24 protein-coding genes are annotated in these 25219 nt (G+C 31.7%); 19 read left to right on the top strand and 5 right to left on the bottom strand.

Going from position 1 to position 25219, the window contains the following annotated elements:
* Positions 1–264: 264 nt before the first annotated feature.
* Positions 265–2031 carry an AMP-dependent synthetase/ligase gene (locus B3J26_RS09065; protein WP_291074235.1) on the top strand — a complete coding sequence of 589 codons (1767 nt, stop codon included), beginning with the start codon at positions 265–267 and terminating at the stop codon, positions 2029–2031.
* 131 nt (positions 2032–2162) lie between these two features.
* Positions 2163–3938, top strand: coding sequence for an AMP-dependent synthetase/ligase (locus B3J26_RS09060; RefSeq protein ID WP_280048921.1), 1776 nt, complete (start codon positions 2163–2165; stop codon positions 3936–3938).
* A 36-nt stretch (positions 3939–3974) separates the two neighbouring features.
* Here B3J26_RS09060 and B3J26_RS09055 read toward each other — a convergent pair whose 3' ends face one another.
* Positions 3975–4244, bottom strand: coding sequence for a hypothetical protein (locus tag B3J26_RS09055; RefSeq protein WP_291074232.1), 270 nt, complete (start codon positions 4242–4244; stop codon positions 3975–3977).
* Positions 4245–4482: 238 nt separating this feature from the next.
* Between B3J26_RS09055 and B3J26_RS09050 the strand changes: the two genes are divergently transcribed.
* The 11 genes from B3J26_RS09050 (at position 4483) to B3J26_RS09000 (ending at position 12535) form a co-directional block, all read left to right on the top strand.
* Entirely contained in the window at positions 4483–6246 is a 1764-nt protein-coding gene (locus B3J26_RS09050; protein WP_291074230.1) for an AMP-dependent synthetase/ligase, read from the top strand.
* 85 nt (positions 6247–6331) lie between these two features.
* Entirely contained in the window at positions 6332–6865 is a 534-nt protein-coding gene (locus B3J26_RS09045; RefSeq protein WP_291074228.1) for an STM3941 family protein, read from the top strand.
* Between the two features lie 27 nt (positions 6866–6892).
* The gene (locus B3J26_RS09040; protein ID WP_180906721.1) at positions 6893–8200 is read left to right on the top strand and encodes a DEAD/DEAH box helicase; all 1308 of its coding nucleotides are present in this window, start codon (positions 6893–6895) and stop codon (positions 8198–8200) included.
* A gap of 13 nt (positions 8201–8213) precedes the next feature.
* Entirely contained in the window at positions 8214–8510 is a 297-nt protein-coding gene (locus B3J26_RS09035; protein ID WP_115000655.1) for a Dabb family protein, read from the top strand.
* Between the two features lie 121 nt (positions 8511–8631).
* Positions 8632–8886 (top strand): type II toxin-antitoxin system Phd/YefM family antitoxin, encoded by a 255-nt coding sequence (locus B3J26_RS09030; protein WP_115000654.1) that lies wholly within the window; start codon positions 8632–8634, stop codon positions 8884–8886.
* The gene (locus B3J26_RS09025) at positions 8887–9144 is read left to right on the top strand and encodes a Txe/YoeB family addiction module toxin (protein ID WP_115000653.1); all 258 of its coding nucleotides are present in this window, start codon (positions 8887–8889) and stop codon (positions 9142–9144) included.
* Positions 9145–9280: 136 nt separating this feature from the next.
* Positions 9281–10042, top strand: a complete 762-nt coding sequence (gene map / locus B3J26_RS09020) for a type I methionyl aminopeptidase (protein ID WP_115000652.1) — start codon at positions 9281–9283, stop codon at positions 10040–10042.
* Between the two features lie 6 nt (positions 10043–10048).
* Positions 10049–10348 carry a hypothetical protein gene (locus B3J26_RS09015; protein WP_038331664.1) on the top strand — a complete coding sequence of 100 codons (300 nt, stop codon included), beginning with the start codon at positions 10049–10051 and terminating at the stop codon, positions 10346–10348.
* Positions 10349–10560: 212 nt separating this feature from the next.
* The gene (locus tag B3J26_RS09010) at positions 10561–11133 is read left to right on the top strand and encodes a YceI family protein (protein ID WP_115000651.1); all 573 of its coding nucleotides are present in this window, start codon (positions 10561–10563) and stop codon (positions 11131–11133) included.
* A gap of 26 nt (positions 11134–11159) precedes the next feature.
* Positions 11160–11978, top strand: coding sequence for a 4,5-DOPA dioxygenase extradiol (ygiD, locus tag B3J26_RS09005; protein ID WP_125350084.1), 819 nt, complete (start codon positions 11160–11162; stop codon positions 11976–11978).
* 38 nt (positions 11979–12016) lie between these two features.
* Positions 12017–12535, top strand: a complete 519-nt coding sequence (locus B3J26_RS09000) for a YceI family protein (protein WP_125350085.1) — start codon at positions 12017–12019, stop codon at positions 12533–12535.
* 53 nt (positions 12536–12588) lie between these two features.
* Here B3J26_RS09000 and B3J26_RS08995 read toward each other — a convergent pair whose 3' ends face one another.
* Positions 12589–14052 (bottom strand): alanine/glycine:cation symporter family protein, encoded by a 1464-nt coding sequence (locus B3J26_RS08995; protein ID WP_291074224.1) that lies wholly within the window; start codon positions 14050–14052, stop codon positions 12589–12591.
* A 235-nt stretch (positions 14053–14287) separates the two neighbouring features.
* Positions 14288–16630: an ATP-dependent helicase gene (locus tag B3J26_RS08990; protein ID WP_280048912.1), complete on the bottom strand. Its 2343-nt coding sequence runs from the start codon at positions 16628–16630 to the stop codon at positions 14288–14290.
* Between the two features lie 196 nt (positions 16631–16826).
* On the opposite strand from B3J26_RS08990, the gene B3J26_RS08985 reads away from it, so the two are divergent.
* Complete coding sequence (locus tag B3J26_RS08985) at positions 16827–17279, top strand: Fur family transcriptional regulator (RefSeq protein ID WP_038331681.1); 453 nt, start codon at positions 16827–16829, stop codon at positions 17277–17279.
* Positions 17280–17340: 61 nt separating this feature from the next.
* Here B3J26_RS08985 and B3J26_RS08980 read toward each other — a convergent pair whose 3' ends face one another.
* Positions 17341–18261 carry a Dyp-type peroxidase gene (locus B3J26_RS08980; RefSeq protein ID WP_291074222.1) on the bottom strand — a complete coding sequence of 307 codons (921 nt, stop codon included), beginning with the start codon at positions 18259–18261 and terminating at the stop codon, positions 17341–17343.
* A 244-nt stretch (positions 18262–18505) separates the two neighbouring features.
* On the opposite strand from B3J26_RS08980, the gene B3J26_RS08975 reads away from it, so the two are divergent.
* The 3 genes from B3J26_RS08975 to B3J26_RS08965 are packed head-to-tail and all read left to right on the top strand — an operon-like array spanning position 18506 to position 21965.
* The gene (locus tag B3J26_RS08975) at positions 18506–20179 is read left to right on the top strand and encodes an OstA-like protein (RefSeq protein WP_236688166.1); all 1674 of its coding nucleotides are present in this window, start codon (positions 18506–18508) and stop codon (positions 20177–20179) included.
* A 39-nt stretch (positions 20180–20218) separates the two neighbouring features.
* On the top strand, positions 20219–20776 hold the full coding sequence (locus B3J26_RS08970) for a hypothetical protein (protein ID WP_286473428.1): 558 nt from the start codon (positions 20219–20221) through the stop codon (positions 20774–20776).
* Position 20777: 1 nt separating this feature from the next.
* Positions 20778–21965 (top strand): aspartate aminotransferase family protein, encoded by a 1188-nt coding sequence (locus tag B3J26_RS08965; RefSeq protein WP_291074220.1) that lies wholly within the window; start codon positions 20778–20780, stop codon positions 21963–21965.
* Between the two features lie 46 nt (positions 21966–22011).
* Here the strand turns inward: B3J26_RS08965 and B3J26_RS08960 are convergent, their stop codons facing one another.
* Positions 22012–22779, bottom strand: coding sequence for a methyltransferase domain-containing protein (locus B3J26_RS08960; RefSeq protein ID WP_291074218.1), 768 nt, complete (start codon positions 22777–22779; stop codon positions 22012–22014).
* A 119-nt stretch (positions 22780–22898) separates the two neighbouring features.
* Between B3J26_RS08960 and B3J26_RS08955 the strand changes: the two genes are divergently transcribed.
* Positions 22899–23813 (top strand): helix-turn-helix domain-containing protein, encoded by a 915-nt coding sequence (locus tag B3J26_RS08955; protein WP_291074216.1) that lies wholly within the window; start codon positions 22899–22901, stop codon positions 23811–23813.
* Positions 23814–23900: 87 nt separating this feature from the next.
* Positions 23901–25115, top strand: coding sequence for an MFS transporter (locus tag B3J26_RS08950; RefSeq protein WP_291074214.1), 1215 nt, complete (start codon positions 23901–23903; stop codon positions 25113–25115).
* The last annotated feature ends 104 nt before the right edge of the window (positions 25116–25219 follow it).

Below are 25219 nucleotides of genomic sequence, written 5' to 3'. Positions count from 1 at the left end.
CGGTTTTTAGGGAAGATTACAACAGAAGATGAAGTGATAAAACTATTGAAATCTGCTAAATTTTCTATTGAAGATACAAAAACATTTTCGGAAAGTGTGATTAGCAAAGCTGGCGAAAAAGTTGAAAGAGAGTATAGTGTAATTATTGCAAAAAAATAAAATGATTTTTATTGATAATAAACTTAATTTTTTTGAGAAAAGAATGAGTAAATAATTTCTAAAGTAAAAAGAATTAACAGAAATTTGTATCCTTATTTCAAGAATATGAAACAACCACAAAGAGTATTCGATTTACCTCGATTTCAAGAAAAAAATACACCTAACATTTGTATTTTTAATTACAAAGAAAAAGGAGAATGGAAGGGAATTTCGACAACAGATTTTATCAATCGAGTAAATAATATTTCGAAAGGTTTGATTGCAAATGGCGTTCAACCAAATGATAAAGTTGCGTTGATCAGTGAAAATCGTTTGGAATGGAATTTAGTAGATTTTGCAATTCAACAAATTGGAGCTGTCGTTGTGGCAATTTATCCCAATATTTCGGACAATGATTACGAATTTATTCTAAATGATGCCGAAATCAAACTTTGTTTTGTGAGTAATGATGCTTTATATCAACGATTATTAGGAATTAAAGATCGTATTCCAAATCTTGAACAAGTTTATACATTTAATACTTATCCGCATACACCAAATTGGATTGAGTTAATTTCGAAAGGAATTTCTATTGCTGATGAGGTTTTACAAACAAATATGGACAATGTAAAACCAACTGATTTAGCAACTCTTATTTATACTTCTGGAACAACTGGAAATCCGAAAGGTGTGATGCTTTCTCACGAAAATTTATTAGCTGATATCAATAGTTCCGAATATTCTTTTCCTGTAAAAGCGTATGATAAAGCGTTGTCTTTTTTACCTGCTTGTCATGCGTATGAACGCGTCTTTCAATATGTGTACATCAAAATGGGCTTACCAATTTATTTTGCGCAATCAATGGATACAATTGGGCAAGATATGAAAGAAGTTCAACCGCATATTTTTTCGGCTGTTCCACGTGTTTTAGAGAAAGTTTACGATAAAATTATGGCGACTGGCGAACAATTGACTGGAGTTAAAAGAGCTTTATTCTTTTGGGCAATTTCGTTAGGAGAACAGTATGATTTAGACGAATCAAAACTTTCGGCTTGGTATAAATTTCAATTAAACATTGCTCGAAAATTAATTTTTTCGAAATGGAAAGCGGCGCTTGGCGGTAATGTCAAAGGAATTGCATCGGGAAGTGCAACTTTACAAACTCGTTTATTAAAATTGTATTTAGCAGCCGGAATTCCAATTTACGAAGGTTATGGTTTAACAGAAGCTGGACCTTGTTTATCTGTAAATTGTATCAAACGTGGAATGAAAATCGGAACTGTAGGGATTCCTTTGATTGATATTGAAATTAAATTAGCCGAAGACGGAGAAATCTTAGCAAAAGGAAAAAATATCATGCAAGGATATTATAAAAATCCTGTAGCGACTGCTGAAGTTTTGAAAGATGGTTGGTTGTATACGGGCGATATTGGCGAATGGGTTGATGATAAATTCTTAAAAATTATCGATCGTAAAAAAGAAATGTTCAAGACTTCTGGAGGAAAATATGTTGTTCCGCAACAAATTGAGAAAATTCTTTCAGAATCTAATTATATCGAACAAATTATGGTGGTTGGAGAAGGACGAAAATTCCCAGCTGCTTTGGTTATTCCTTCATATGATAACTGCATTGATTGGGCAAAAACAAATGAATCTTCATTGATTAATTTACCTCTTGAAGAATTTTTAACGCATCCAAAAATTTATGAATTGATAGGAAATGAAATCAATAAATTAAATGTCAATTTTGGAAATTGGGAAAAAATTAAAAAATTTCATTTACTGCCCTATGAATTTACAATTGAAGCTGGAGAATTAACGCCAACTTTGAAGATGAAACGTAAAATCGTTTCAGAAAAATATAAAAAAGAAATTGACGGAATTTATCAATAAAAACATCAATTTTTTAGAAAAATAACGAAGCAAGATTTTTATTAATCTTGCTTTTTTCGTGAAATAAAACTGATTTATGAAAATTTTGCACCAAATTTGCACTCTTTTTTATAAAGTTTAGTATTTAGAAAATGAATAATCCTACACGAATTTTTGACTTAGCTTATCGTCAACAAGAACTTTACCCCAATCATAATATGTTTGCAAGTAAAATTGATGGCGAATGGAAGTTTACAAAACCAGCCGAATTTATTGCGCAAACAAGAGAAATTTCGAAAGGTTTATTAGCTCTGGGAGTTAAACCTGGCGATCGAGTAGGACTTGTGTGCGAAAGCCGCTATGAATGGCATGTGATTGATTTTGCAATTCAGCAAATTGGTGCGGTTGTGGTAGCGATTTATCCAAATATTACAGATTTTGAATATCAATTTATCTTCAATGATGCCGAAATACAATTGTGTATTGTAAGTACAAAAAATTTGTATGAACGTATCAATAATATGTTTGGGACAATTTATAGTTTAGAATATGTTTTTGCAATTAATGAGTTCCCAGATTCTAGAAATTGGTCAGAATTAAAAGAAATTGGAAAAGATATAACAGACGAATATGTAAATAATCTTAGTTCAATTGTTCGAAATTCAGATTTAGCAACTTTAATTTATACGTCTGGAACAACAGGAAAACCGAAAGGTGTAATGTTGTCTCATAATAATTTGGTTTCGAATTTTATTGCGGCAAAAGAAATTGTAGTGTTAGAAGAAGAAACAAGAGGTTTGACTTTTTTACCACCTTGTCATACATACGAAAGAACTGTAATTTATACCTATTTATATATTGGTGTAACGGTTTATTTCGCCGAAGGTTTTGAAAAAATTGGTGATAATATCAATGAAGTACAACCTCATATCATGACTGCTGTTCCTCGAGTGATGGAAAAAGTTTATGAGAAAATCCTAAAAACAGGTAGCGCTTTAACAGGAAAAAAACGAAAAGTTTTTGATTGGGCGATTAATATTGCTTCTCAATATGAACCTGATGCGAAGAAACGATCTTTGGTGTATAATGTGAAGTTAGCTTTAGCTCGAAAATTAGTTTTGAATAAATTTTATGAAGCGTTAGGAGGTAATTTCAAATATATTATTTCGGGAAGTGCTTCGTTGCAAGGTAAAATTGCGCGTGTTTTTATGGCGGCTGGATTACCATTTTTTGAAGGATATGGAATGACGGAAACTTCGCCTTTAATCACTGTAAATAATCCGCATAAATTAGGTGTTCGAATAGGGACTGTGGGTTCACCAATAAAAGATGTTAAGGTAAAATTAGCCGAAGATGGAGAAATTTTGGTTCAAGGTCCTAATGTGATGATGGGCTATTATAAAAATCAAAAAGCGACCGATGAGGTCATTATTGATGGATGGTTGCACACAGGTGATATTGGAGTTTGGGAGGAAGGAGAAGGTCATTTCTTGAAAATCATTGATCGTAAAAAGGAAATGTTCAAAATTTCTGGTGGAAAATATGTTGTTCCTCAACCAATTGAAACAAAACTTGTCGAATCAAATTTTATTGAGCAAGCAATGGTTGTTGGTGATGCGCAAAAATTTGCGTCAGCTTTTATTGTTCCGAATTATGCAAATCTGAAAGAATGGGCAAAAGAAAATGCACCTGAAATTAGTAATCTTTCTCGCGATGAATTCATAGCATCTACAGAAGTTCATAAAGTAATTAATCAAGAAGTTCGTAAAGCAAATCAGTTTTTTGGAAATTGGGAACAGATTAAGAAACCAGCAATTTTAGCGCATGAATTTACGATTGAAGGTGAAGAATTAACTCCAACTTTGAAAATGAAACGTAAAATCATTTCAGAAAAATATAAAAAAGAAATTGACGAAATTTATCAATAAAAAAAAACCTCAATTCATGATGAATTGAGGTTTTTTTTATGGATTCATTCTTCCATTGGAATATCCTCGAATCACAGTATAATTTACTTTACTTATACTATCACTAAAAGAAGCGTTATCGGTATATAGAATAAAATCTACTTTCTCTTTGATATTTCCATGAGTTTCAAATTCATTATAAAGTGAATTAACTTGAAGTTTTCCTTTATTCTCCTTTAAGAATAATTCAAAAAATGAATCATTTCCACCTTTTGGAATAAAATAATTAGTTGGTAAATATTTACAATCACAATTATCAGTGCTCAAATAATAGTGTCCAGAACATTGTAATTCATATAGTTTAATATCTCCAATTATATAAGACTTTTTAAAATCAGAACTGCAAGAGTAAAATAATAAGAGAAGTAAAATTAGATATTTCATAATTGTAATAGTTATGACGAATATAATTCTTTTTAAGTTGAAGATAAAATTTTTGAAAAACTCATCATTTTACGCTATTTTCGACGAATTCTTTTCAAAATTACAAAACTATAAGTACGCTATGGAAGCAACCAGAATTTTTGATTTACCAAAACGTCAGCTGGAAAAGTTTCCTGATTTATCCATGTTTGTATCCAAACAAAATGGAGAATGGAAACCAATGAAAACCACAACTTTTTTAGAACATGTTGATGCAATCTCAAAAGGATTAATCGCTTGTGGAGTTCAACCAGGTGAAAAAGTGGGATTAATCTCAGAAAATCGTGTCGAATGGAATATGATAGATTATGCGATACAACAAATCGGAGCTGTTGTGGTAGCGATTTATCCGAATATTTCTGACAGCGATTACGAATATATTTTTAGCGATTCGGCTATAAAATTGTGTTTTACAAGTAATCTCGATTTGTACACGCGAATCAATCAACTCAAAACAAAATTGCCTTCATTAGAGCAACTGTATTCGATTGATGAATTTGAAAATACAGAAAGTTGGAATGTTTTAATCGAAAAAGGAAAAACAATTCAACAAGAAGAAATAGACAAACGTGCCGCAAATGTAAAGCACGAAGATTTAGCTTTTTTAATCTATACATCAGGAACAACGGGAAATCCGAAAGGCGTGATGTTGTCGCATAAAAATATTATTGCAGATGTTATGGCTTGCGAATATTCAACACCACTTGATCCTTATGATCGTGCTTTGACCTTTCTTCCTGCTTGTCATGCGTATGAACGAACGATTCAGTATTTGTATGTTTACATGGGAATTTCTATATATTTTGCACAATCGATGGAGAAGATTGGCGATAATTTAAAAGAAATCAAACCGCATATGATTACGGCTGTTCCTCGTGTGATTGAAAAAGTTTATGAAAAAATCATGCAAACGGGAGCTCAATTATCAGGTTTTAAGAAATCTATTTTTGATTGGGCTGTAAAAGTTGGCGATGAGTTTGTGTTAGAAGATGATCAGCGTTCTGCAAGTTATAATTTGAAATTAACAATTGCTCGAAAATTAGTTTTACACAAATGGTACGAAGGACTTGGAGGCGAATTAAAAGCCATTGTAACGGGAAGTGCAGCGATTCAACAACGAATTGTTCGCGTTTTTTTAGCCGCTGAAATTCCAATTTATGAAGGTTATGGATTGACAGAAGCTTCGCCAGTAATTGCGGTGAATTGTTTTCGTCGAGGGAAAAAGATAGGCACTGTAGGACCTCCGTTGAAAGGTGTTGAAGTAAAATTGTCCGATGATGGCGAAATTTTAGTAAAAGGTGATATTGTGATGATGGGTTATCATAATTTACCAGAAAAAACTGCCGAAGAAATCAGAGATGGTTGGTTATATACGGGGGATATTGGAGAATGGGTTGACAATAAATTCTTAAAAATTGTTGACCGTAAAAAAGAGATGTACAAAACTTCTGGAGGGAAATATATTGTTCCGCAACAAATAGAAATGAAAATGGTAGAATCGCCATTCATCGAGCAATTGATGGTTGTTGGAGAAGGAGAGAAGTTTCCTGGTGCTTTTGTAGTTCCGAGTTATACAAATCTCAAAAAATGGGCGCAGTCAAATACTCCAGAAATTGTAAATCTTTCTCATGATGAATTCCAGAAAAGTGATGTTGTCAAAAAGAAATTAGAAGATGAAATCAATCAACTGAATAATCATTTTGGACATTGGGAGCAAATCAAAAAGATTGCAATTATTCCAAATGAAATGACCGTAGAAGGTGGAGAATTAACGCCAACGTTAAAATTTAAACGTAAAATTATTTTAGAAAAATACAAGAAACAATACCAAGAAATTTTTGGATAATTAATAAGAGTCTCAGTTTTTTGAGACTCTTTTTTATAACCTTTAATTAAGATTAAAATCTATATTTTTGTAAAAACAAAATCAGTTGAATTCAGTTAAAGTTTATGCAAAACAAACAAGCAATTGGGGATTATTATTCGGTAGTCTTTTATTTTTTGCTTGTTCAATTTATTTATTTCTAAACGCCAATCAAGTTAATTCTCCGCAAACTGCAAAAATTTTAAGCGGAGTTTTATTTGTTCCAAGTTTACTATTCATCATCGTTTCAATCAAAAAATTGATGAAAAAACAATTGATTTTATTGATTGATAAAAAAGGAATCGTTTACAAACCTACGGATCATTTGAATTATATTGAATGGGGAAAAATTTTGGAAATTGAAGAACTGAAATTGCCTCGCCAACGTGTCATTAATATAAAAATTATTGATGCAGACGATTTTATCCATAACGAAACGCAGAAATTCTTACAAACACGTATGAGATTTTGGAATAAAATCTATGGCGCTGTTGTTTCGTTTGATGGAAATACATTAGATAAAAATCACTTCGAAATCATGAATCTTTTTGATGAATTTATGGAAGATTATAAGATTTCTACAGCTTCAAAAAATGATTAATTCGAAAGAATAGACTATTTTTGCAGCATGCAAATCGATTTACTTTATAAAAATTTGGGCATCAAAGATATGAATGCAATGCAACGTTCAGCATTCAAAATGTCCGAAAATCAACGAGATTTAATTTTATTATCACCAACAGGATCTGGTAAAACATTGGCGTTTTTATTTCCGACTTTAAGAGATTTAAATCCAGATGTAAAAGGTGTTCAAACCTTAATTTTAGTTCCTGCGCGTGAGTTAGCTTTACAAATCGAAACAGTTTTCAAATCGATGAAGTCTGATTATAAAGTAACGTGTTGTTATGGAGGTCACAATACAAAAGTTGAGCAAAATACTTTGTTAGAAGCTCCAGCTGTATTAATTGGGACTCCAGGACGTATTGCGTATCATTTGCGTAATGAAAACTTTGATCCTTCGACTGTTCAAACTTTAATTTTAGACGAGTTTGATAAAGCGTTAGAATTAGGTTTTCAAGAAGATATGAGCTTTATTGTAGAGCAACTTTCTGGTTTGAAACAACGTATTTTGACTTCTGCTACAGAAATGGAAAATATTCCAGAATTTGTTGGATTGAATGACGAAAAAATTGTGAGCTATCTAAAACAAATCGAGGTAAAGCCTGATTTACATATGAAAGTGGTTAACACCATTTCAGAAGAAAAATTGGATACTTTATTTAATTTGATTTGCAAAATTGGAAGCAAACGCATGTTGATTTTCTGTAATCACCGTGATGCTGTCGACCGTATTAGTAATTTGTTGCATGAAAAAGGAATTGCGCGTGAAAGTTTTCATGGTGGAATGGAACAAGACGAACGCGAACGTGCGTTACTGAAATTCAGAAATGATTCGGTTCGAGTTTTAATTACAACAGATTTGGCTGCGCGTGGTTTGGATATTCCAGAAGTAGATTCGATTATTCATTATCAATTACCTGCAAAAGAAGCCGCTTTTATTCACAGAAATGGACGTACAGCACGTATGAATGCGAAAGGTTTTGTGTATTTAATTATTAGCAATGAAGAACATTTTCCGTTTGTAAATGAAAATTTACCTGTCGAAAATTTAGGTGGAACATATAAGATTCCAGAACGTACACCTTACCAAACGATTTATATTTCTGCAGGAAAAAAAGACAAAGTCAATAAAGTTGATATTGTTGGATTTTTGTTCAAAAAAGGAGGTTTGGAGAAAAACGATGTTGGAATTATTGAGGTAAAGGACACGACTTCGTATGTTGCGATTAATCGTAAAAAAGTTCCAGATTTATTGAAAAAATTGAACGGTCAAAAAGTAAAAAATAAGAAAGTAAAAATGCAAATTGCATACTAAAAAATAGAATTTTATGTTAGCACACCACGTACTATTTTGGTTAAAAGACGACGCTACAGAAGCTGAAGTGAATATATTTCACCAAGCTTTGAAAGATTTAGAACCAATTGCTCCATCAGCATTTTTTCATGTTGGAACGCCTGCAAATATAGAAAGAGATGTTATAGACGCTTCGTATTCGTTTTCTTTGTTTGCCGCTTTCGAAACGATGGAACAATTTGAAACATATCAAAAACATCCTCAACATATCGAGTTTTTGAATGGTCCAAATAAACTAGCAAAACGAGTATTAATCTATGATGCAGATTAATAATTAGAAAAAATATAAACTTAAATCCGTCAATTTGACGGATTTTTTTATTTTCTAAAAATTTGTAAATCAAGTTGATTTATAATTAATTGTACATATATTTGTACAAAATATTGTACATATGTTGATAACAAGTATTTCTGAATTTAGAAAAGATATGAAAGAATATTTTGATCGTGTGACGAATAATTTTGAAACATTGATTATCAATCGTGGAAAAAATTCTGGTGTTGTTATTATGTCTTTAGAAGAGTATAACTCACTAATGGCTACAAATTATGAGCTTTCTTCTCGCAAAAATGAAGAGCGTTTGGATGCTGCAATTGAGAAATTAAAAACTCAGAAAACGTTTACAAAAGAGTTAATCGAAGAATAAATGAAAATCGTTTTTGTTGATGAATCTTGGGAAGATTATTTGTATTGGCAAAAAACAGATAAATCTAAATTGAAAAAGATCAATGAATTGATTAAAGATATTGCTCGAAATCCTTTTGATGGTCTGGGGAAACCAGAAGCTTTGAAACACAAATATGTAGGTTTTTGGTCAAGAAGAATAGATCATGAACATCGGTTAATATATCGTGTTGTAGAAGATGAAATTCAAATCGCGAAATGTCGTTTTCATTATGATTAATATACTTCTTTATCAATCAACAATATAATCTATTATACAATAATCACGAATTTCTATCAAAATAAGCGAATAATCGTTGCAAATACACGTAAATTTGCAAATGATTTCTGAAAAGGAAATCAATAGAATTTAAGCAATGATTATAGAGACAGAAGAAGAGTTAATCGGAATGAAAAAAGTCAGCGAAGCTGTAGCTGTTACTCTTAAAGAGATGAAAGATTATGTAAAACCTGGAATGTCAACAAAAGAATTGGACGATTTTGGTGCGAAGATTATGCACAAATTTGGTTGTAAATCAGCTCCTTTCGAGACATATCAATTTCCTGGTTATACTTGCTTAAGCGTGAATGAAGAAATTTGTCACGGAATTCCAAGAGCTGATAAAATTTTGAAAGATGGAGATGTTATTAATATTGATGTTTCTGGAGAATTAGGTGGTTTTTGGGCTGATAATGGAGGTTCTATTGTTGTTGGAGAAGATGTAAATGGTTATCAAAAAATTGTTGATGCATCGATTTCTGCACTTCAAAAAGCAATTGCGGCTGTAAAATCTGGCGTTAAAATCGCTGATATTGGTGGAATTATTGAGAAAGAAGCAAAAAAACATCATTATCATGTGATTGAGAATTTAACTGGTCATGGAGTAGGGCGTTCGTTGCACGAAGAACCGTTAGATTTGATGAATTTCAGAGATCCAGATGATAAACGTCGATTCCGTAAAAACTCTGTGATTGCGTTAGAAACTTTTATTTCTGAAAATTCTTACGAAGCAATTGAACAAGCGGATGGTTGGACGATGATAGGAAATGCTCCTGGCGTTTTTGCGCAACACGAACATACTGTTTTGGTAACTTCTGAAGGTCCTATGATTTTGACGCACATGAATGGTAATTGGTAAAATTATATGAAGAGAAACGAATATATTAAAGTAGACCGCGAAGTGGTCAAAAAAATGAGCGAAGATATTCAGGCTTATTTAACAGAAAATAAGTTGGAACGTGTAAAAACGAAGGACATGATGCCTTTCTTAATAGAAAAAGGATATTTTCCTCACGATCGTAAAAAAGGATATCCTTTACGTCAGATTCTAACTGATTTGAAAAAATCGGAAGAATTACATTTATTACCACAAGCATTTCCAGAATATTTGGAAGTCGAGAATAAAAAAACATCTACCTACTGGTATTTTAGTCCAGTAAAATAATATTAAACACTTCTATTGAAGTGTTTTTTTATTGTTAACGAATTCAAAATCTTTACTTTTTGGAATATTAATTGATACAATCTGATTGTTTTTTAGTTGAAAAAATCAAGTTTTTTAATTTCTTATCTTATGTCAATGAAATCTCATTGAGGTCTGAGCTAAATTTGTCCTATCAAAATAATTAATTAAAAACAATCAAATAATCATTCGTTATGAAAAAATTATTATTCACGTTAATGTTATCAGCAGCTTCAATGTCTGCATTCGCTCAAAATTATACAAATGATAAAGCACACTCAAAATTAGGTTTTTCTGTTTCGCACATGACAATTTCTGATGTTGAAGGACAATTCCAAAATTTTGATGTTCATTTAAACTTTACAAAAGAAGATTTAAGCGATGCAAAATTTCATGTAGTTGCAGATATCAACTCTATCAATACAGGAGTTGAAGCACGTGATAATCATTTGAAATCAGCAGATTTTTTCAATGCAGCAAAAAATTCAAAATTAGAATTCTCTTCAAAAGGAATCACACGTGTTAAAGGAAATCAATTTAAAATGATTGGTGATTTAACATTAAACGGAGTAACTAAACCAGTTGCGTTAAAATTAGTTTACAACGGAAGTATCAATAATAACGGAGTTAAAACGTACGGATTTACAGTAAAAGGAAATGTAAAAAGAAGTGATTTTAACATCGGTGGTAATTTCCCAGAAGCTGTTGTAGGTGATGTTGTTACCTTAACATCTAACTTAGAATTTGCAGCTCCAAAAGCAAAATAATAATAAATAAAATATGTCATAAAATCGTGGATTTCAATACGTTAAAATCAATTACTTCAAGTTTTTCTACAACTGATAAAATGCCAGTTTTATTTTTAGGACATGGCTCTCCGATGAATGCAATCGAAGAAAATATTTTTGTAGAAGGTTGGAAGAATATTGGAAAAACAATCCCAAAACCAAATGCGATTATTTGTATTTCGGCACATTGGGAAACGAAAGGGACTAAAGTTACGGCTTTAGAACAACCGAAAACGATTCACGATTTTTATGGTTTTCCGCAAGCTTTATTCGATGTTGAATATCCAGCACCAGGAAGTCCAGAATTGGCTACAGAGGTCAAAAATTTAATTAAAACAACAGATGTCGATTTAGACAAAATGTGGGGATTTGACCACGGCTCTTGGAGTGTGATTAAATTTTTGTATCCAGAAGCAGATGTTCCGATGATAGAACTGAGTTTGGATGTTTATAAAACGCCAAAAGAGCATTACGAATTAGCGAAGGAATTAGACGCTTTGCGTAGTAAAGGGATATTAATAGTAGGAAGTGGGAATGTTGTACACAATTTGAGAGCATTAAATTGGAGCGAGCCAAATGCTGGTTATGATTGGGCTTATGAAGTGAATGATACATTCAAGAATATTGTTCAAACAGGTAATCACGACGAATTGTTCAATTTTGTACAAAAAGGTAGCGCATTTAATCTCGCCGTACCATCTATGGAACATTATTTGCCAGCTATTTACGCATTAGCATTACAAGGAAAAGAAGAGGAGCTAACACTTTTTAATGATAAACTAATTTATGGATCATTAGGAATGTTATCATTCAAAATAGGATAAATAAAATCAATTTAAATAACAAATAAAAACAAAACATTATGGCAACAAAATGGAATTTAGACCCTTCTCATTCAGAAGTCCAATTTAAAGTAAAACACATGGTAATTTCTACAGTAACAGGAAATTTTGATCATTTCAATGCTGATGTAGAAGCTAATTCAGATGATTTTTCTGATGCAAAATTTGAATTTGATGCAAAAGTAGATTCAATCAATACAAAAAATGCAGATCGTGATGGACATTTAAAATCAGCTGATTTCTTTGCTGCTGAGCAATTTCCAGAAATGAAATTTGAAAGTACTTCAGGTATTCAAAACGGAAAAATTAATGGAACTTTAGAAATTCGTGGTGAAAAACAGCCAATTACATTAAATGCAGATTTTGGTGGAGTTATCACTGATCCATGGGGATTACAAAGAGCTGGATTCGAATTTTCAGGAGAAATCAACCGTAAAGATTACGGATTAGGATGGAGCCAAGTAACAGAAGCTGGAGGATTAGTGGTTTCTGATAAAGTAAAATTATTGGTGAATTTAGAGTTTACTCAAGCCCAATAATCATAATTTTTAATAGCAAAAAAACCACTTCAAACGAAGTGGTTTTTTTTGTGTTATTTATTTTTGTTCTCCCAAAAAGTAGCATTTTTAATTCCGATTTCTGTAGGATTAAAATCAGGATTTTTAATTCCTTTTTTACGTTTGTCTTTATAATCTTTCCAGACTTTAAGCCCAACTCCGCTTAATAATAAAATAGCAATAACATTTACCCAAGCCATTAAACCAACACCAATATCTCCAATTGCCCAAGCAGTTTCAGCAGTTTTGATTGTTCCGTAATACGTAGCACCTAAAAAACAAATACGTAAAATCCATACATATACTTTTCTATTTCCTTTCTTGAAAATGTATGTAATATTCGTTTCAGCATAATAGTAATAAGCCATAATCGTTGTAAAAGCAAAGAAAAACAAAGCAATTGCAACAAAACTATTTCCGAATGAAGGAAAATGACTTGAAACAGCTGCTTGCGTAAAACCTGTATAATCTACTCCAGGAAGATTTTGAGTAATGAAACTTCCCGCTTTTTCTGGGTGATTCACATTGTATTTTCCTGTAAATAAAATCATAAAAGCAGTTGCAGTACATACAAATAATGTATCGATGTAAACAGAAAAAGCTTGTACCAAACCTTGTTGTGCAGGATGGTTTACTTCCGCAGCCGCAGCCGCATGAGGAGCAGTTCCTTGACCAGCTTCGTTAGAATAAATTCCACGTTTTATTCCCCAAGCAATTGCAGATCCAAAAACACCACTATAAAGTGATTCTTGATTGAAAGCTGATGAAAAAATTAATCGTAAAACTGATGGAACTTGATGGATATTCATTCCAATAATAATGATTGCCATTAAGATGTAAGCGCCTGCCATAAAAGGAACGATAAATTCAGAAGCTTGTCCCAAACGTTTTACACCTCCAAAAATAATCAAGGCTAATAATCCAATAATGACGAATCCTACAATGTTGATTGGAATTCCTACAAAATTATAAATAGGAATATCAAACGCGTTATTCAAAGCAGATGAAATACTATTCGACTGAACGCCTGGTAATAATAATCCACAACTCATAATTGTAATGATTGCAAACAAAACCGCGTACCATTTGATTCCTAAACCTTTTTCGATGTAGTATGAAGGACCTCCACGATATTCTCCATCGATTTCTTGCTTGTAGACCTGTCCTAATGCAGATTCTATGAATGCAGATGCACTTCCTAAAAATGCGATAAACCACATCCAAAAAATTGCTCCAGGGCCTCCCATTGCGATTGCAGTTGCAACACCAACAATGTTTCCAGTTCCGACACGACCAGAAATTGCTAAAGAAAAAGCTTGGAAAGGTGTGATTCCTTTGTCCGATTTTTCGCCACTAAATAGCAAGCGAACCATGTCTTTTATGTAGACTATTTGTAAAAATCCGGTGCGAATAGAGAAGTAAATTCCTGTTAAAGCGCAAAGTCCAATTAATGCATATGACCAAACATATCCACTTATGATATTGACGATATCATCCATTTGAGTATAAAATTTTTGTTCTTGTGTTTATTTGTGGTGCTAAAATGCTAAAAAAATCTTAATATATGATATTTATTATTTCTTTTTTTCAACAAAAGATTTAAACAATTTATACTGATGAAGTTGAATGAATGATTATTTTATAATTAAAGTTATAGTTTAAATTATATAATTTAAATAGTTGTTTATAACTGAAAAAGGTTACAAATTATTGTAACCTTTTTTCAGTTTTATATTATGATCGAATAATTTTTAGTTTAGCAAAATTTAAGAGTAATTTTTTCTCTCCAGCATTATCAAAATGAATAATTGCTTTCATATCTGATGGTTCTCCTTGCAAATCTTTCACAATTCCACGTCCAAAACGATCGTGAACGACAACTTGACCAACTTGCAGACCTTGAGCATTCGCTGTTGATGAAGCATTACTTTTTGTTTGATTTACTGGTTTGAAATTTGACCTTGGTTGAGCTGGTTCTACACGAGCTCTTGGATTAGGCCGTGCAACTGATTTCTCTCGTTGTTGATACTGTTGCGGCGTTGGTTCATCTCCAAATAAATCAGCCGATAATCCACTATTATTAGAAGCTCTTGCAGAAATATTAAGATTTTTCCAATCCAAGAAACTATCATCAATTTCTTCTAAGAAACGAGATGGTTCGCAATCGATAATTTTTCCCCAACGAAAACGTGAAACAGAGTAGGTCATATAAGCCACTTTCTCGGCACGTGTCAAGGCAACATAAAATAAACGACGCTCTTCTTCTAACTCAGCGCGCGTGTTAACGCTCATCATAGAAGGGAAAAGGTTTTCTTCTAAACCTGCAATAAATACAACAGGGAATTCCAAACCTTTTGCCAAGTGAACAGTCATCAAATTGACTTTGTTATCGTCATCTTCCTCGTTATCCGCATCAGTTGCTAAAGCAATATTTTCTAAGAAACCACCTAAAGAAGCATCCCCTTCGTCTAATTGTTGTTGTTCTTCGACATAACCTTGAATCGAATTCAACAACTCTTGAACGTTTTCTAAACGAGAAACACCTTCTGGTGTAGAATCTTCTTTCAACGCATTCAACAATTGTGTAGTTTTAGCCATTTCCATCGTTACTTCGTACACATCATGTGATTTTAACATAACTTGGAAACGCTTAATCATCAACACAAAATCATTCAGTTTGTTTGCTGTTCCTGCATTTATACCAATTGTTGGCGCATACATCGCAATATTTTCAATTAAAGAAAATAAACTAATTTGATGTTGATCTGCTGCGACCAAAAGTTTAGAAATTGTTGTTTGACCAATTCCACGTGCTGGATAATTGATTGTTCGCAATAAAGCTTCTTCATCATTTTGATTAATCAATAACCTCATATAGCTAACCATATCCTTAATCTCTTTGCGCTGATAGAAAGAAGTTCCGCCATAAACACGGTACTGAATTCCTCTTTTTCTCAAGGCTTCTTCTAAAGCACGAGATTGCGCATTGGTACGATAAAGAATAGCAAAATCTTTTGGTTGAAGATGTTTATTGATCTGTCTTTCCCAAATCTGAGTTGCAATATAACGTGCTTCATCAGCATCAGAAAGTCCACGATAAACGGCTATTTTCTCACCAGTTTCATTTGCTGTCCAAACATTTTTTTCTAATTGATCTTGATTTTGTTTGATAATCTGATTCGCAGCTTCCACAATCATTTGTGTCGAACGATAATTTTGTTCTAATGGATATAATTTCGCATCAGGATAATCAGATTTGAATGATAAAATATTTCGAATATTTGCACCACGGAAAGCATAGATAGATTGCGCATCATCACCAACCACACAAAGGTTTTCGTAACGAGAAGCCAATGCTTTTACAATCAAATATTGCGAATGATTGGTATCTTGGTACTCATCAACCATAATGTATTTGAAACGTTCTTGATATTTTGCTAAAACCTCAGGAAAACGCGTCAAAATTTCATTGGTACGTAACAATAAATCATCAAAATCCATTGCGCCAGATTTGAAACAACGATCTACATAAGCTCTGTAAATATCGCCCATTCGAGGTCGCATTGCTTCATTATCGGCTTCAATCAAAGCTTGATTGTTATGATAAGCTCTAACTGTAATCAAGTTATTTTTGTATTGAGAAATTCTTCCCAAAACTTGTTTTGCTTTGTAAATATCTTTATCCAAATGCATTTCGTTAATAATCTTTGTCATTACCGAAACTGCATCTTGTTGATCGTAAATTGTAAAATCTGATGGATAACCTAAAAGCGGAGCTTCAACACGTAGAATGCGCGCAAAAACAGAGTGGAAGGTACCCATCCAAAGAGCTTTTGCATTCGCTTCACCAACTACATGTCCGATACGTTCTTTCATTTCTCGGGCAGCTTTATTGGTAAATGTTAAAGACAATATATTGAAAGCATCAACTCCTTTATTTAGTAAATGAGCAATGCGATAAGTTAACACTCTCGTCTTTCCAGAACCCGCACCTGCAATCACCATTACTGGACCTTCGGTAGCTTCTACAGCCAAACGCTGTGGTTCGTTCAGTTTTTCTAAATAATTTTCTTCCATCGTGTGCAAAGTTAACCTTTGTGGTGTAAAGGATAAAATAATTTTGAAAGATTATATATTTTCTTATATAGATGTATTGTTAATTATATGCTGCTATAAAGATTTATTATCAAGAGATAGAAAAAAACGTACGAATTGAAAGCTGTTTCGTTACATTGATAAGGAAATATTCTGTATATTTACACAAATTTTTTATATGACAGACGAATCAGTAAAATCAAGTAATTACGAAATAGTAAAGCAAGTGTTTACGAATTTCTTGGAAGACAATGGACATCGTAAGACACCTGAACGTTATGCTATTTTAGAGGAAATTTATTTTACAGATGATCATTTTGATATTGATATGTTGTATATCAAAATGAAAAATAAGAAATACCGCGTTAGTCGTGCTACTTTATACAATACTATCGAGCTTTTGATGGAAGCAAAATTGGTGCGTAAACATCAGTTTGGAGATCAACAAGCGCATTACGAAAAATCATATTTCGACAAAAATCATGACCATATTATTTTGTCTGATACAGGAGAAGTATTGGAGTTTTGTGATCCAAGAATTCAATCTATTAAACAAACGATAGAAGATATTTTTGATATCAAAATTGATAATCATTCATTGTATTTTTACGGAACTCGTAAGAATAAATAACCTTGATTTTATAAAATCAAAAGACCTTTTACGATTTCGTAAAAGGTCTTTTTTGTTATTTTTAATTAGAAAATTGATCTAACAAATCAAAAGAAGGAACAAAAAATAAAGTTCCAGTTTTAGCTTTACTAAAATCTAATATTCGATCATAGTTTCCGATAGGTTCACCAACAAACATGCGTTCTAACATTTCTTCTACAATGCTAAACTTTCTAGCATAAGCAATAAAATAGGTTCCCATTTCATTTGTCGACATATTTCCAAAAGGCATATTATCGCGAACAATTTTTTTGTCATCTCCAACATTTGCTAATGCAGAATGTGAATTCGAGGGTTTTTCATCATCATTCATTTCAATATCATCAACTTTAGATCTTCCAATTACTTTTTCTTGTTCAGAAATTGGTAAATCTTTCCAAGCTTGCATATCATGAATGTATTTTTGCACAAATAAATAACTTCCATTTGTATAAGCAGAATCTTCATTGCCAATCAAACCAAAATTTATTCTTTCGTTACCTTGTGGATTTTCAGTTCCATCAACAAAACCTAAAATACTACGACCATCCCAATATCTAAAACCATGAATTTCTTCTTGACAAGTCGCAACATCATTTAATAAATCAGTTAGATTAGAAACAATATCAATGCAATAACTTTGTTGCGTAGAACGGATATGAAAATGAATATCAGCTTTTGTAGAAACAGCTTCATGCTTTTCTCCTTTAATAGCAACAAAAGGTTTTAATTCTTTCGGTAAAGGTTTAGGTAAATCTAATTTTATCCAAGCTTCGTAGCTAATTCCTAAAATAACGCTCGATTGCGTTTTCGGAAAACGTGTATTTGCTGAATGATTAAGATTGATAACCAAAGCGCAAAGCTTTTTGAAAGCGTCTTTGTAAGTCGTATTCTCCTTGAAATTCCAAACCATAAAAATAGTATTGGTATTTGGACTATCTAATACATTTTGATATTGAGGCATTTAATAGATTTATAAAATTGAATATGAAGTTAAGAATTTTAAAATTGAATTTTATGAATAATCGTTATTTTTTTAATCAAATTAAGACTTAAAAATCTATCATATTGATTAAAACATTATGAAAATTTTAAGTATTCAAGCACGTTTTAACGTAATAATTAATTTTTAGGACTAAAAAAATAATACTAATTTTGGCTAACACTTTTTTGAAGTGAAATAGAGATTAAATAAAAACATTAAGTAATTGTTAATTAATTATATAAATAAAAATAAAACAGGTTTGAAAGTTGCTTTTTTACTTTCATGTTTTATGACGATAAGTGCTTTTGCGCAACAGAAACCTAAAAAAGAAAAAGTTGTGTTGAAGAATGCTGATTTAGTTGAGCGTTATCCAGATCGTTTTGAAGGGAATCAGATTTTAACAGGTAATGTTGTTATTGAATATAAAGGTGATGTAATTACAGCTGATAGTGCGGTTTTATATCGTGATAAAAACTTGGCTGTTGTTTGGTCGAATGCACGTTTGGTGAGTAAAGACAAAACAATTACGGCGCATAAAATGGAGTATGACGGAAACACAACAATTGCAAAAGCTTTCAAAGATGTGGTGTTGACTGATCCAAGTTCTCGTATTACGGCAGATTATATGGATTATAATCGTACAACTGAGATTGCGACTGGTATTGGGAAAGTAGAAGTGAAGACGCCTACGCAACAAATAAGTTCTGAGAAAATGATTTACGAGCGATTGACTGGAAATATTATTGTAAATGATACTTACAAAACAATCGGTTCTGATGGTACTTTAGTTGAAGGACGAAATGTTGTGTATAATGTAAAGTCTAAATCGGCAAATTTTGGTTCAGAAGTTTTTATTACGAATAAAGATTATACGATTTATTCAAGAAAAATGACGACCAATGATATTACGGGAATTACAACTTTCCGCGATTATTCTAAAATTACGCGTCGAAATGATCCATCGCAATATATTATTACTTCTGATGGAGATTTTAATAAAAAAACAGGTGAAGCTTGGTTAAGAGGAAATTCAAAAGTTTATTATCAAAACAAAACGTTGACGGCTAAAAAACTTTATTTCAACGATAAAACAGGTTTTGGTAAAGGTGAAGGTGATGTTTTTTTAGATGATCCTTTAGAAAAAAGATTTTTGAAGGGAGATTACGGAGAAGCTTTTAAATACTTAGATTCGGCTTTTGTAACGAAGAATGCGTATGCTGTGAAAGCGTTTGATAAAGATTCGCTTTACATTAGTGCGGATACTTTGTTGGCGGTAAAACGTCACGATGTTGATTCGACTTCATTGGTGAAAGCATTTCATAAAGCGCGTTTTTACAAATCGAATGCGAACGGAAAAGCAGATTCTTTGGTGTACAATCAAACTAAAGGATTGATGCAATTTTATAAAGATCCAATTTTGTTTTCTGGCGATAATCAAGTGACAGGAGATTATATCGAAGCGTATACAAATGCGAAAACAGAAAAATTAGATTCGATGAAAGTGTTCAATAATGCTTTTGTGATTGCTAAAGTGGATTCGCTTGTGGAAAATGAATATCATCAAATCAAAGGAAAATATTTGACTGTTCTTTTTCAAGATGATAAAATTGATTTTATTAATGTAGAAGAAAACGCTGTTGCGTTGACGTACATGGATGATACGGATCAAAAAACGAAAGTGAAAGAACGTTACGGAGTTAATATTTCGTATTGTGGAATTATAGAAGTTGATGTTGTAGGAAAAGATGTTGAATTGGTTGCATGTCGTATAAAATCGGACGGAAAAATGTATCCATTGTCAAAATTTCCAGAAGAAATGCGTTATTTACCCGATTTTAAATGGCGAATTTCTGAACGATTAAACACTTGGCGAGATATTTTTATCGATTCGAAATAATCTTTTCATAAATTAATCGTTTAATTTCTAAAACTATAAATGAAAACTACATCTATCATATTATCTATTCTATTATTATCAAGTTGTTATACATACAAAGCTTTTGATCCTGAGGAGTATGCATTGGAAATATCTAAAGGTAATAATCAAAATCAAACGACTAACTCTAATGAAAGAAGTCGTTCCAGAGCTGATATTGCTGAATTGAGAAGAGAACGCAAAAGTCCGAATGAAAATGCAATTAGTTCATCTCTTTCAGAAAGTCAAGAAGAATTAGCTGCACTAAAAGCTAAAAAACAAGAGAATAAAGAAGAGAAAGTAGCGATAGATCCTTCTACAATTAAAATTTCGGATGTTATCAAACCCGATCAATTTTATAAAGTAGATGCGCAAGGAAAAGAATATACAATAGAGGCGAAGCAATGGAAAGCTGATACTTTATATGCTGTTGTAAAAGGAACAGAAAAAGAATTAAAGTTTCATAAAAACGATATTTCATCGTTCAAAATAAGAAAATTTTCGAAAGGTAAATCAGATGCTCTTACTGTTGCAGCATATGCAATGGGCGGTGCAGCTGTACTTTTTTTATTAAAATAAAATGGGAAGATTAAAGGAAGGATTTTTCAAATATCAGGCGCAAACAACAAATTTTGCATCTGGTTTTGAAGTCGATTACGCAAAGGGCTCTTATATCTATGGAAAGGATGGAAGAGCCTATCTTGATTTTGTGGCTGGCGTTTCGGTGAATACACTTGGACATAGCCATCCGCGTATCAATCAAGCGATTATAGATCAGGTAAACAAATATATGCATGTTGCTGTTTATGGTGAATATGCGCAAGAAAAACCAGTTGAATTATGTAAGCGATTGGTTGATTTAACACCAGAAGGATTGGATCAAGTTTATTTGGTAAATTCTGGAACAGAAGCGATCGAAGCTTCGCTTAAATTAGCGAAACGTTTTACAGGTCGTCGTCAATTAATTTCTTTTCGAAATGCCTATCATGGGAATACACATGGTTCGTTGAGTGTCTCGGGTGATGAACGTAAGAAAGCTGCTTTCCGACCATTGTTACCAGAAGTTTATTTCATTGAGTTTAATAACGAAGAAGATTTACAAAAAATTACCAAAGAAACAGCTGGTGTTATTGTAGAAAGTATTCGTGGTGCTTCTGGTTTTAGGTTGCCAGAAAATGATTTCTTTATCAAGCTGAAAAAACGTTGCGAAGAAGTTGGTGCATTATTGATTATGGACGAAATTCAACCAGGTTTTGGACGTACAGGGAAATTATTTGGTTTCGAACATTTTGGAGTTGTGCCAGATATTGTAGCGATGGGAAAAGGCATGGCGAGCGGTTTGCCTGTTGGTGCGTTTATGACTTCTGATAAAATTATGAGTTCGTTGAAACAAAATCCTCAATTGGGACATATCACGACTTTCGGAGGAAATCCTGTGATTGCAGCAGCGGCTTTGGAACTACTAAATGTTATAGATGATGAAAAATTAATGGATGATATTGATCGTAAAGAACAATTATTCAGAGAAAATCTTCAGCATCCAAAAATTAAAAAAATTCACGGAAAAGGTTTGATGTTGGCTCCTGAGTTATCATCGCCAGAATATACGTTGTGCGTTCAGCAAGAATGTATGAACAGAGGTTTGATTCTTTTCTTTTTGATGTATAGCATCGAGAATTTACGAATTACACCACCAATTAATATTTCTGATGAAGATATTATAAAAGGTTGTAATATCTTAAAATCTGTATTAGACGATTTAGATTAAATTTTAATAAATAAAAAAGAGAATCAATTATGATTCTCTTTTTTATTTAACTCTTTCTCCCATACAACAATATTCTCTTAAAGGAATAAATTGCAGGAAAAGTTTTGTAATATTTCTTAATTCTCGTTTTGAATTCTGTAGTAAATAATTCTTGCTGTTCAGTGGTTAAGCGCTCTATATAAGGAATCAAGGCAGAACCAGATATAAAATTATAAAATTCTGTTTCGTCATTTCCGTAAATTGGATAAACTTTCATGTTAATGTTCAAATCCTTCAATCCATTATCAAACATGATTTTCGCATAATCATCTATCGTTAACAAAGGCGAATCTCGATGAAAATTATTCAAATAATTTGCAAAAGGTTTTTCTTGTGCCAAATCACTCAAAATAACATTTAATACATTATCTTTTTGACAAGGCATTTGCACCGCAAATTGTCCATTATCATTCAGTTTTAAGATTAATGTGGGAAACAATTTTTCATGATTATCTGACCATTGTAACGCTGCATTACTAAAAATTAAATCCCAATTTGTATCAGAATTTGCAAATTCTTCAATTGTTTTTTGCTGAAATGTAAGATTGGCTAAATCAAATTCTTTTGACTTTTCGAGCATTTCTTTAGAAGAATCAATTCCTAAAAAATTAGCATATTCAAATTTATTGGCAAGAATAGCTGTTTGTTCACCAGTTCCACAACCAACATCGCCGCAATTTTTCAAATTATCAGCAGAAATCAAATCCGCTAAATCATAAAAAGGTTGATAACGAATATTTTTGAATTGATTATAAATTTCGGGATTCCAAGGCATTTTTATTGAATTTTGAATGTGATTAAAGTTAATGAAATTTTATAATATTTATGATTAATGTAGATTTTAACATGTAATTATTATAAAATGTTGTTTATTTGAATTTTGTAAGAATAGAGATGAGCCAAGAATTAGAAACTATTGCAGATTATTATAATAAAATTAGTTTAAAACAAGCTGAGTTGATGAATTCTGCTAATTTTGAACACGATAAAGCGCATTTTAATATTTCTTTGCGTAAATATTGTAGTTTTAAAAGTCCATATAGTCGGCGAGATTATTACAAAATCAGTTTGTTGATTGGTGAAGGAATTTTTAAATATGGAAATAATGAAAGATATATTTCTAAACCGGTTTTATTTCTTCCATCTCCGCATATTTCTTATACTTGGGAATGTAAATCGAGTTTGCAAGAAGGTTATTTTTGTTTATTCAATCAACAATTTTTTTCTGAAAATAAAGAGTTTGATGTCTTCAAAAAAACATCTTTGTTTAAAGATTGGAGTTCTCCTTTTATTGAGATTTCTGATGAACAATTGCCTTTGATTTTGTCTTATTTTCAGGAAATGTATCGTCTTAATCAATCCAATTATCAATTGAGATATTTTAGTATTCGTAATCATTTATCTGCTATTTTTCATTATGTTTTAGAACAAAAAGTTGATGAAATACATGCGGTTGAATTGCCATCAAATGTGAGATTGTATAAGAAGTTTGATGAATTATTAAATAAACAATTTCCACTAGATTCACCTGCTCATCCACTTATTTTGAAAACACCCGCTGATTTTGCAACGAAATTAAATATTCATGTAAATCATCTCAACTCATCTGTGAAATCTGTAACAAAACAAACAACGACACAAATTATTAAACAGAAAATAGTTGAAGAAGCTAAAAACCTGTTGTTGTATACTGATTGGGATATTGCGCAAGTTGGTTATACATTAGGTTTTGAGGAACCTGCTCATTTTAATAATTTTTTTAAAAAACATACTTTAACTTCTCCATTAAAATTTAAACAAGAAAATTAATTTATTTGATTTTTGTAATTTTTTATTTGTCTTTTTTAATTCCTCAATTTCACATTCATTTTACTTTTGCATGGTAAAAAATGATTTATGTTGAGAGAAGCATCAGAAAAAAGGAAAAAAATTGTAAGTATACTTGGTTTCTTTTCGATTCCAATTTCGGGATTTGTAACAGATATCTATTTGCCATCATTTCCGTCGATGGCAAAATCGTTGATGGTTCCAGAAAGTAGTATTCAATTAACTTTGACTTGTTTTTTATTGAGTTACGGTTTATCCCAATTGTTTATTGGAAGTATTTTGGATGCAATTGGACGATATTATCCAAAAATTGTAGCATTATTTGTTGTATTAATTACAAGTTTAATTATAGCGAGTACAGATAGTATTTTGCTGATTTGTTTGCTGCGTGTTATTCAAGGAATTTCAGTTGCGATTATAGTCATTGCGACCAGAGCACTTTTTATTGATATTCATACACCAGAAAAGGCGAAACATTATTTAGGTTATTTCACGATTGTTTGGTCATGCGGACCTATTTTGGCTCCATTTTTAGGTGGATATTTAGAAAAGTTGTTCAATTGGCATGCGAATTTTTATTTTTTAGCTATTTACGCTGCTTTAATTTTAATTTTTGAATTGATTTTTAGTGGGGAAAGTATTGTTGAAAAGACTAAATTGAATTTGAAAAACGTTATTGATACTTATAGAATGATGCTTAGAAATCAATTATTTATAGTTGGAATAATGATACAAGCTGTTGCTTATTCTATTGTGATGATTTTCAATATTATTGGTCCGTTTTTAATTGAAAATACCTATCATTTTAATTCTGTTGTGATTGGTTATTCAACTTTAATTTTAGGTTTTTCGTGGATGATTGGCGGATTTGTCGGAAAGAAAAGAATGCATCTTGATTTTAAAGAAAGTATAGCTTTACCTATTATTGTTCAATTAATTTTGATTTCACTATTGATTATCACAGGTTTCTTTGTACAAAATCTATTTGTTTTATTATTCTTTGCATTTTTCATTCATATTTGTTCAGGAATTTTATTCACATCATTCTTTACTTCAAATATGATGGCTTTTCCTAAAAATGCTGGTGTTGCTGGGGGTTTGATGGGAGGAATGACATATATTATTACCTCGCTTACAAGTTTTATAATCTCAAGCACGGGTAAAGTTGATACTCAAAATGGATTAGCAATTCGATATTTTATCTTTTCATTTCTATTGTCTTTAATTATTTACCTTATGTATCGAATGAAAAAATCAGCTCGAAAAAAAGCTATAATCGTATAATTAAATCCGAGCATTTGCTCGGATTTTTTGTGAATAGAGTTTTATATTGTTTTTTTCTTTAAATTAGAATTGTTGAAAAAGTATTGGATTTCTTGATTTAATTT

It is taken from the genome of Empedobacter sp. UBA5987, assembly GCF_002429865.1.
Classification (GTDB): Bacteria; Bacteroidota; Bacteroidia; order Flavobacteriales; family Weeksellaceae; genus Empedobacter; species Empedobacter falsenii_B.
The sequence above is the reverse complement of the archived record's forward strand: the minus strand, read 5'-3'. Positions and strand labels throughout refer to the sequence as shown.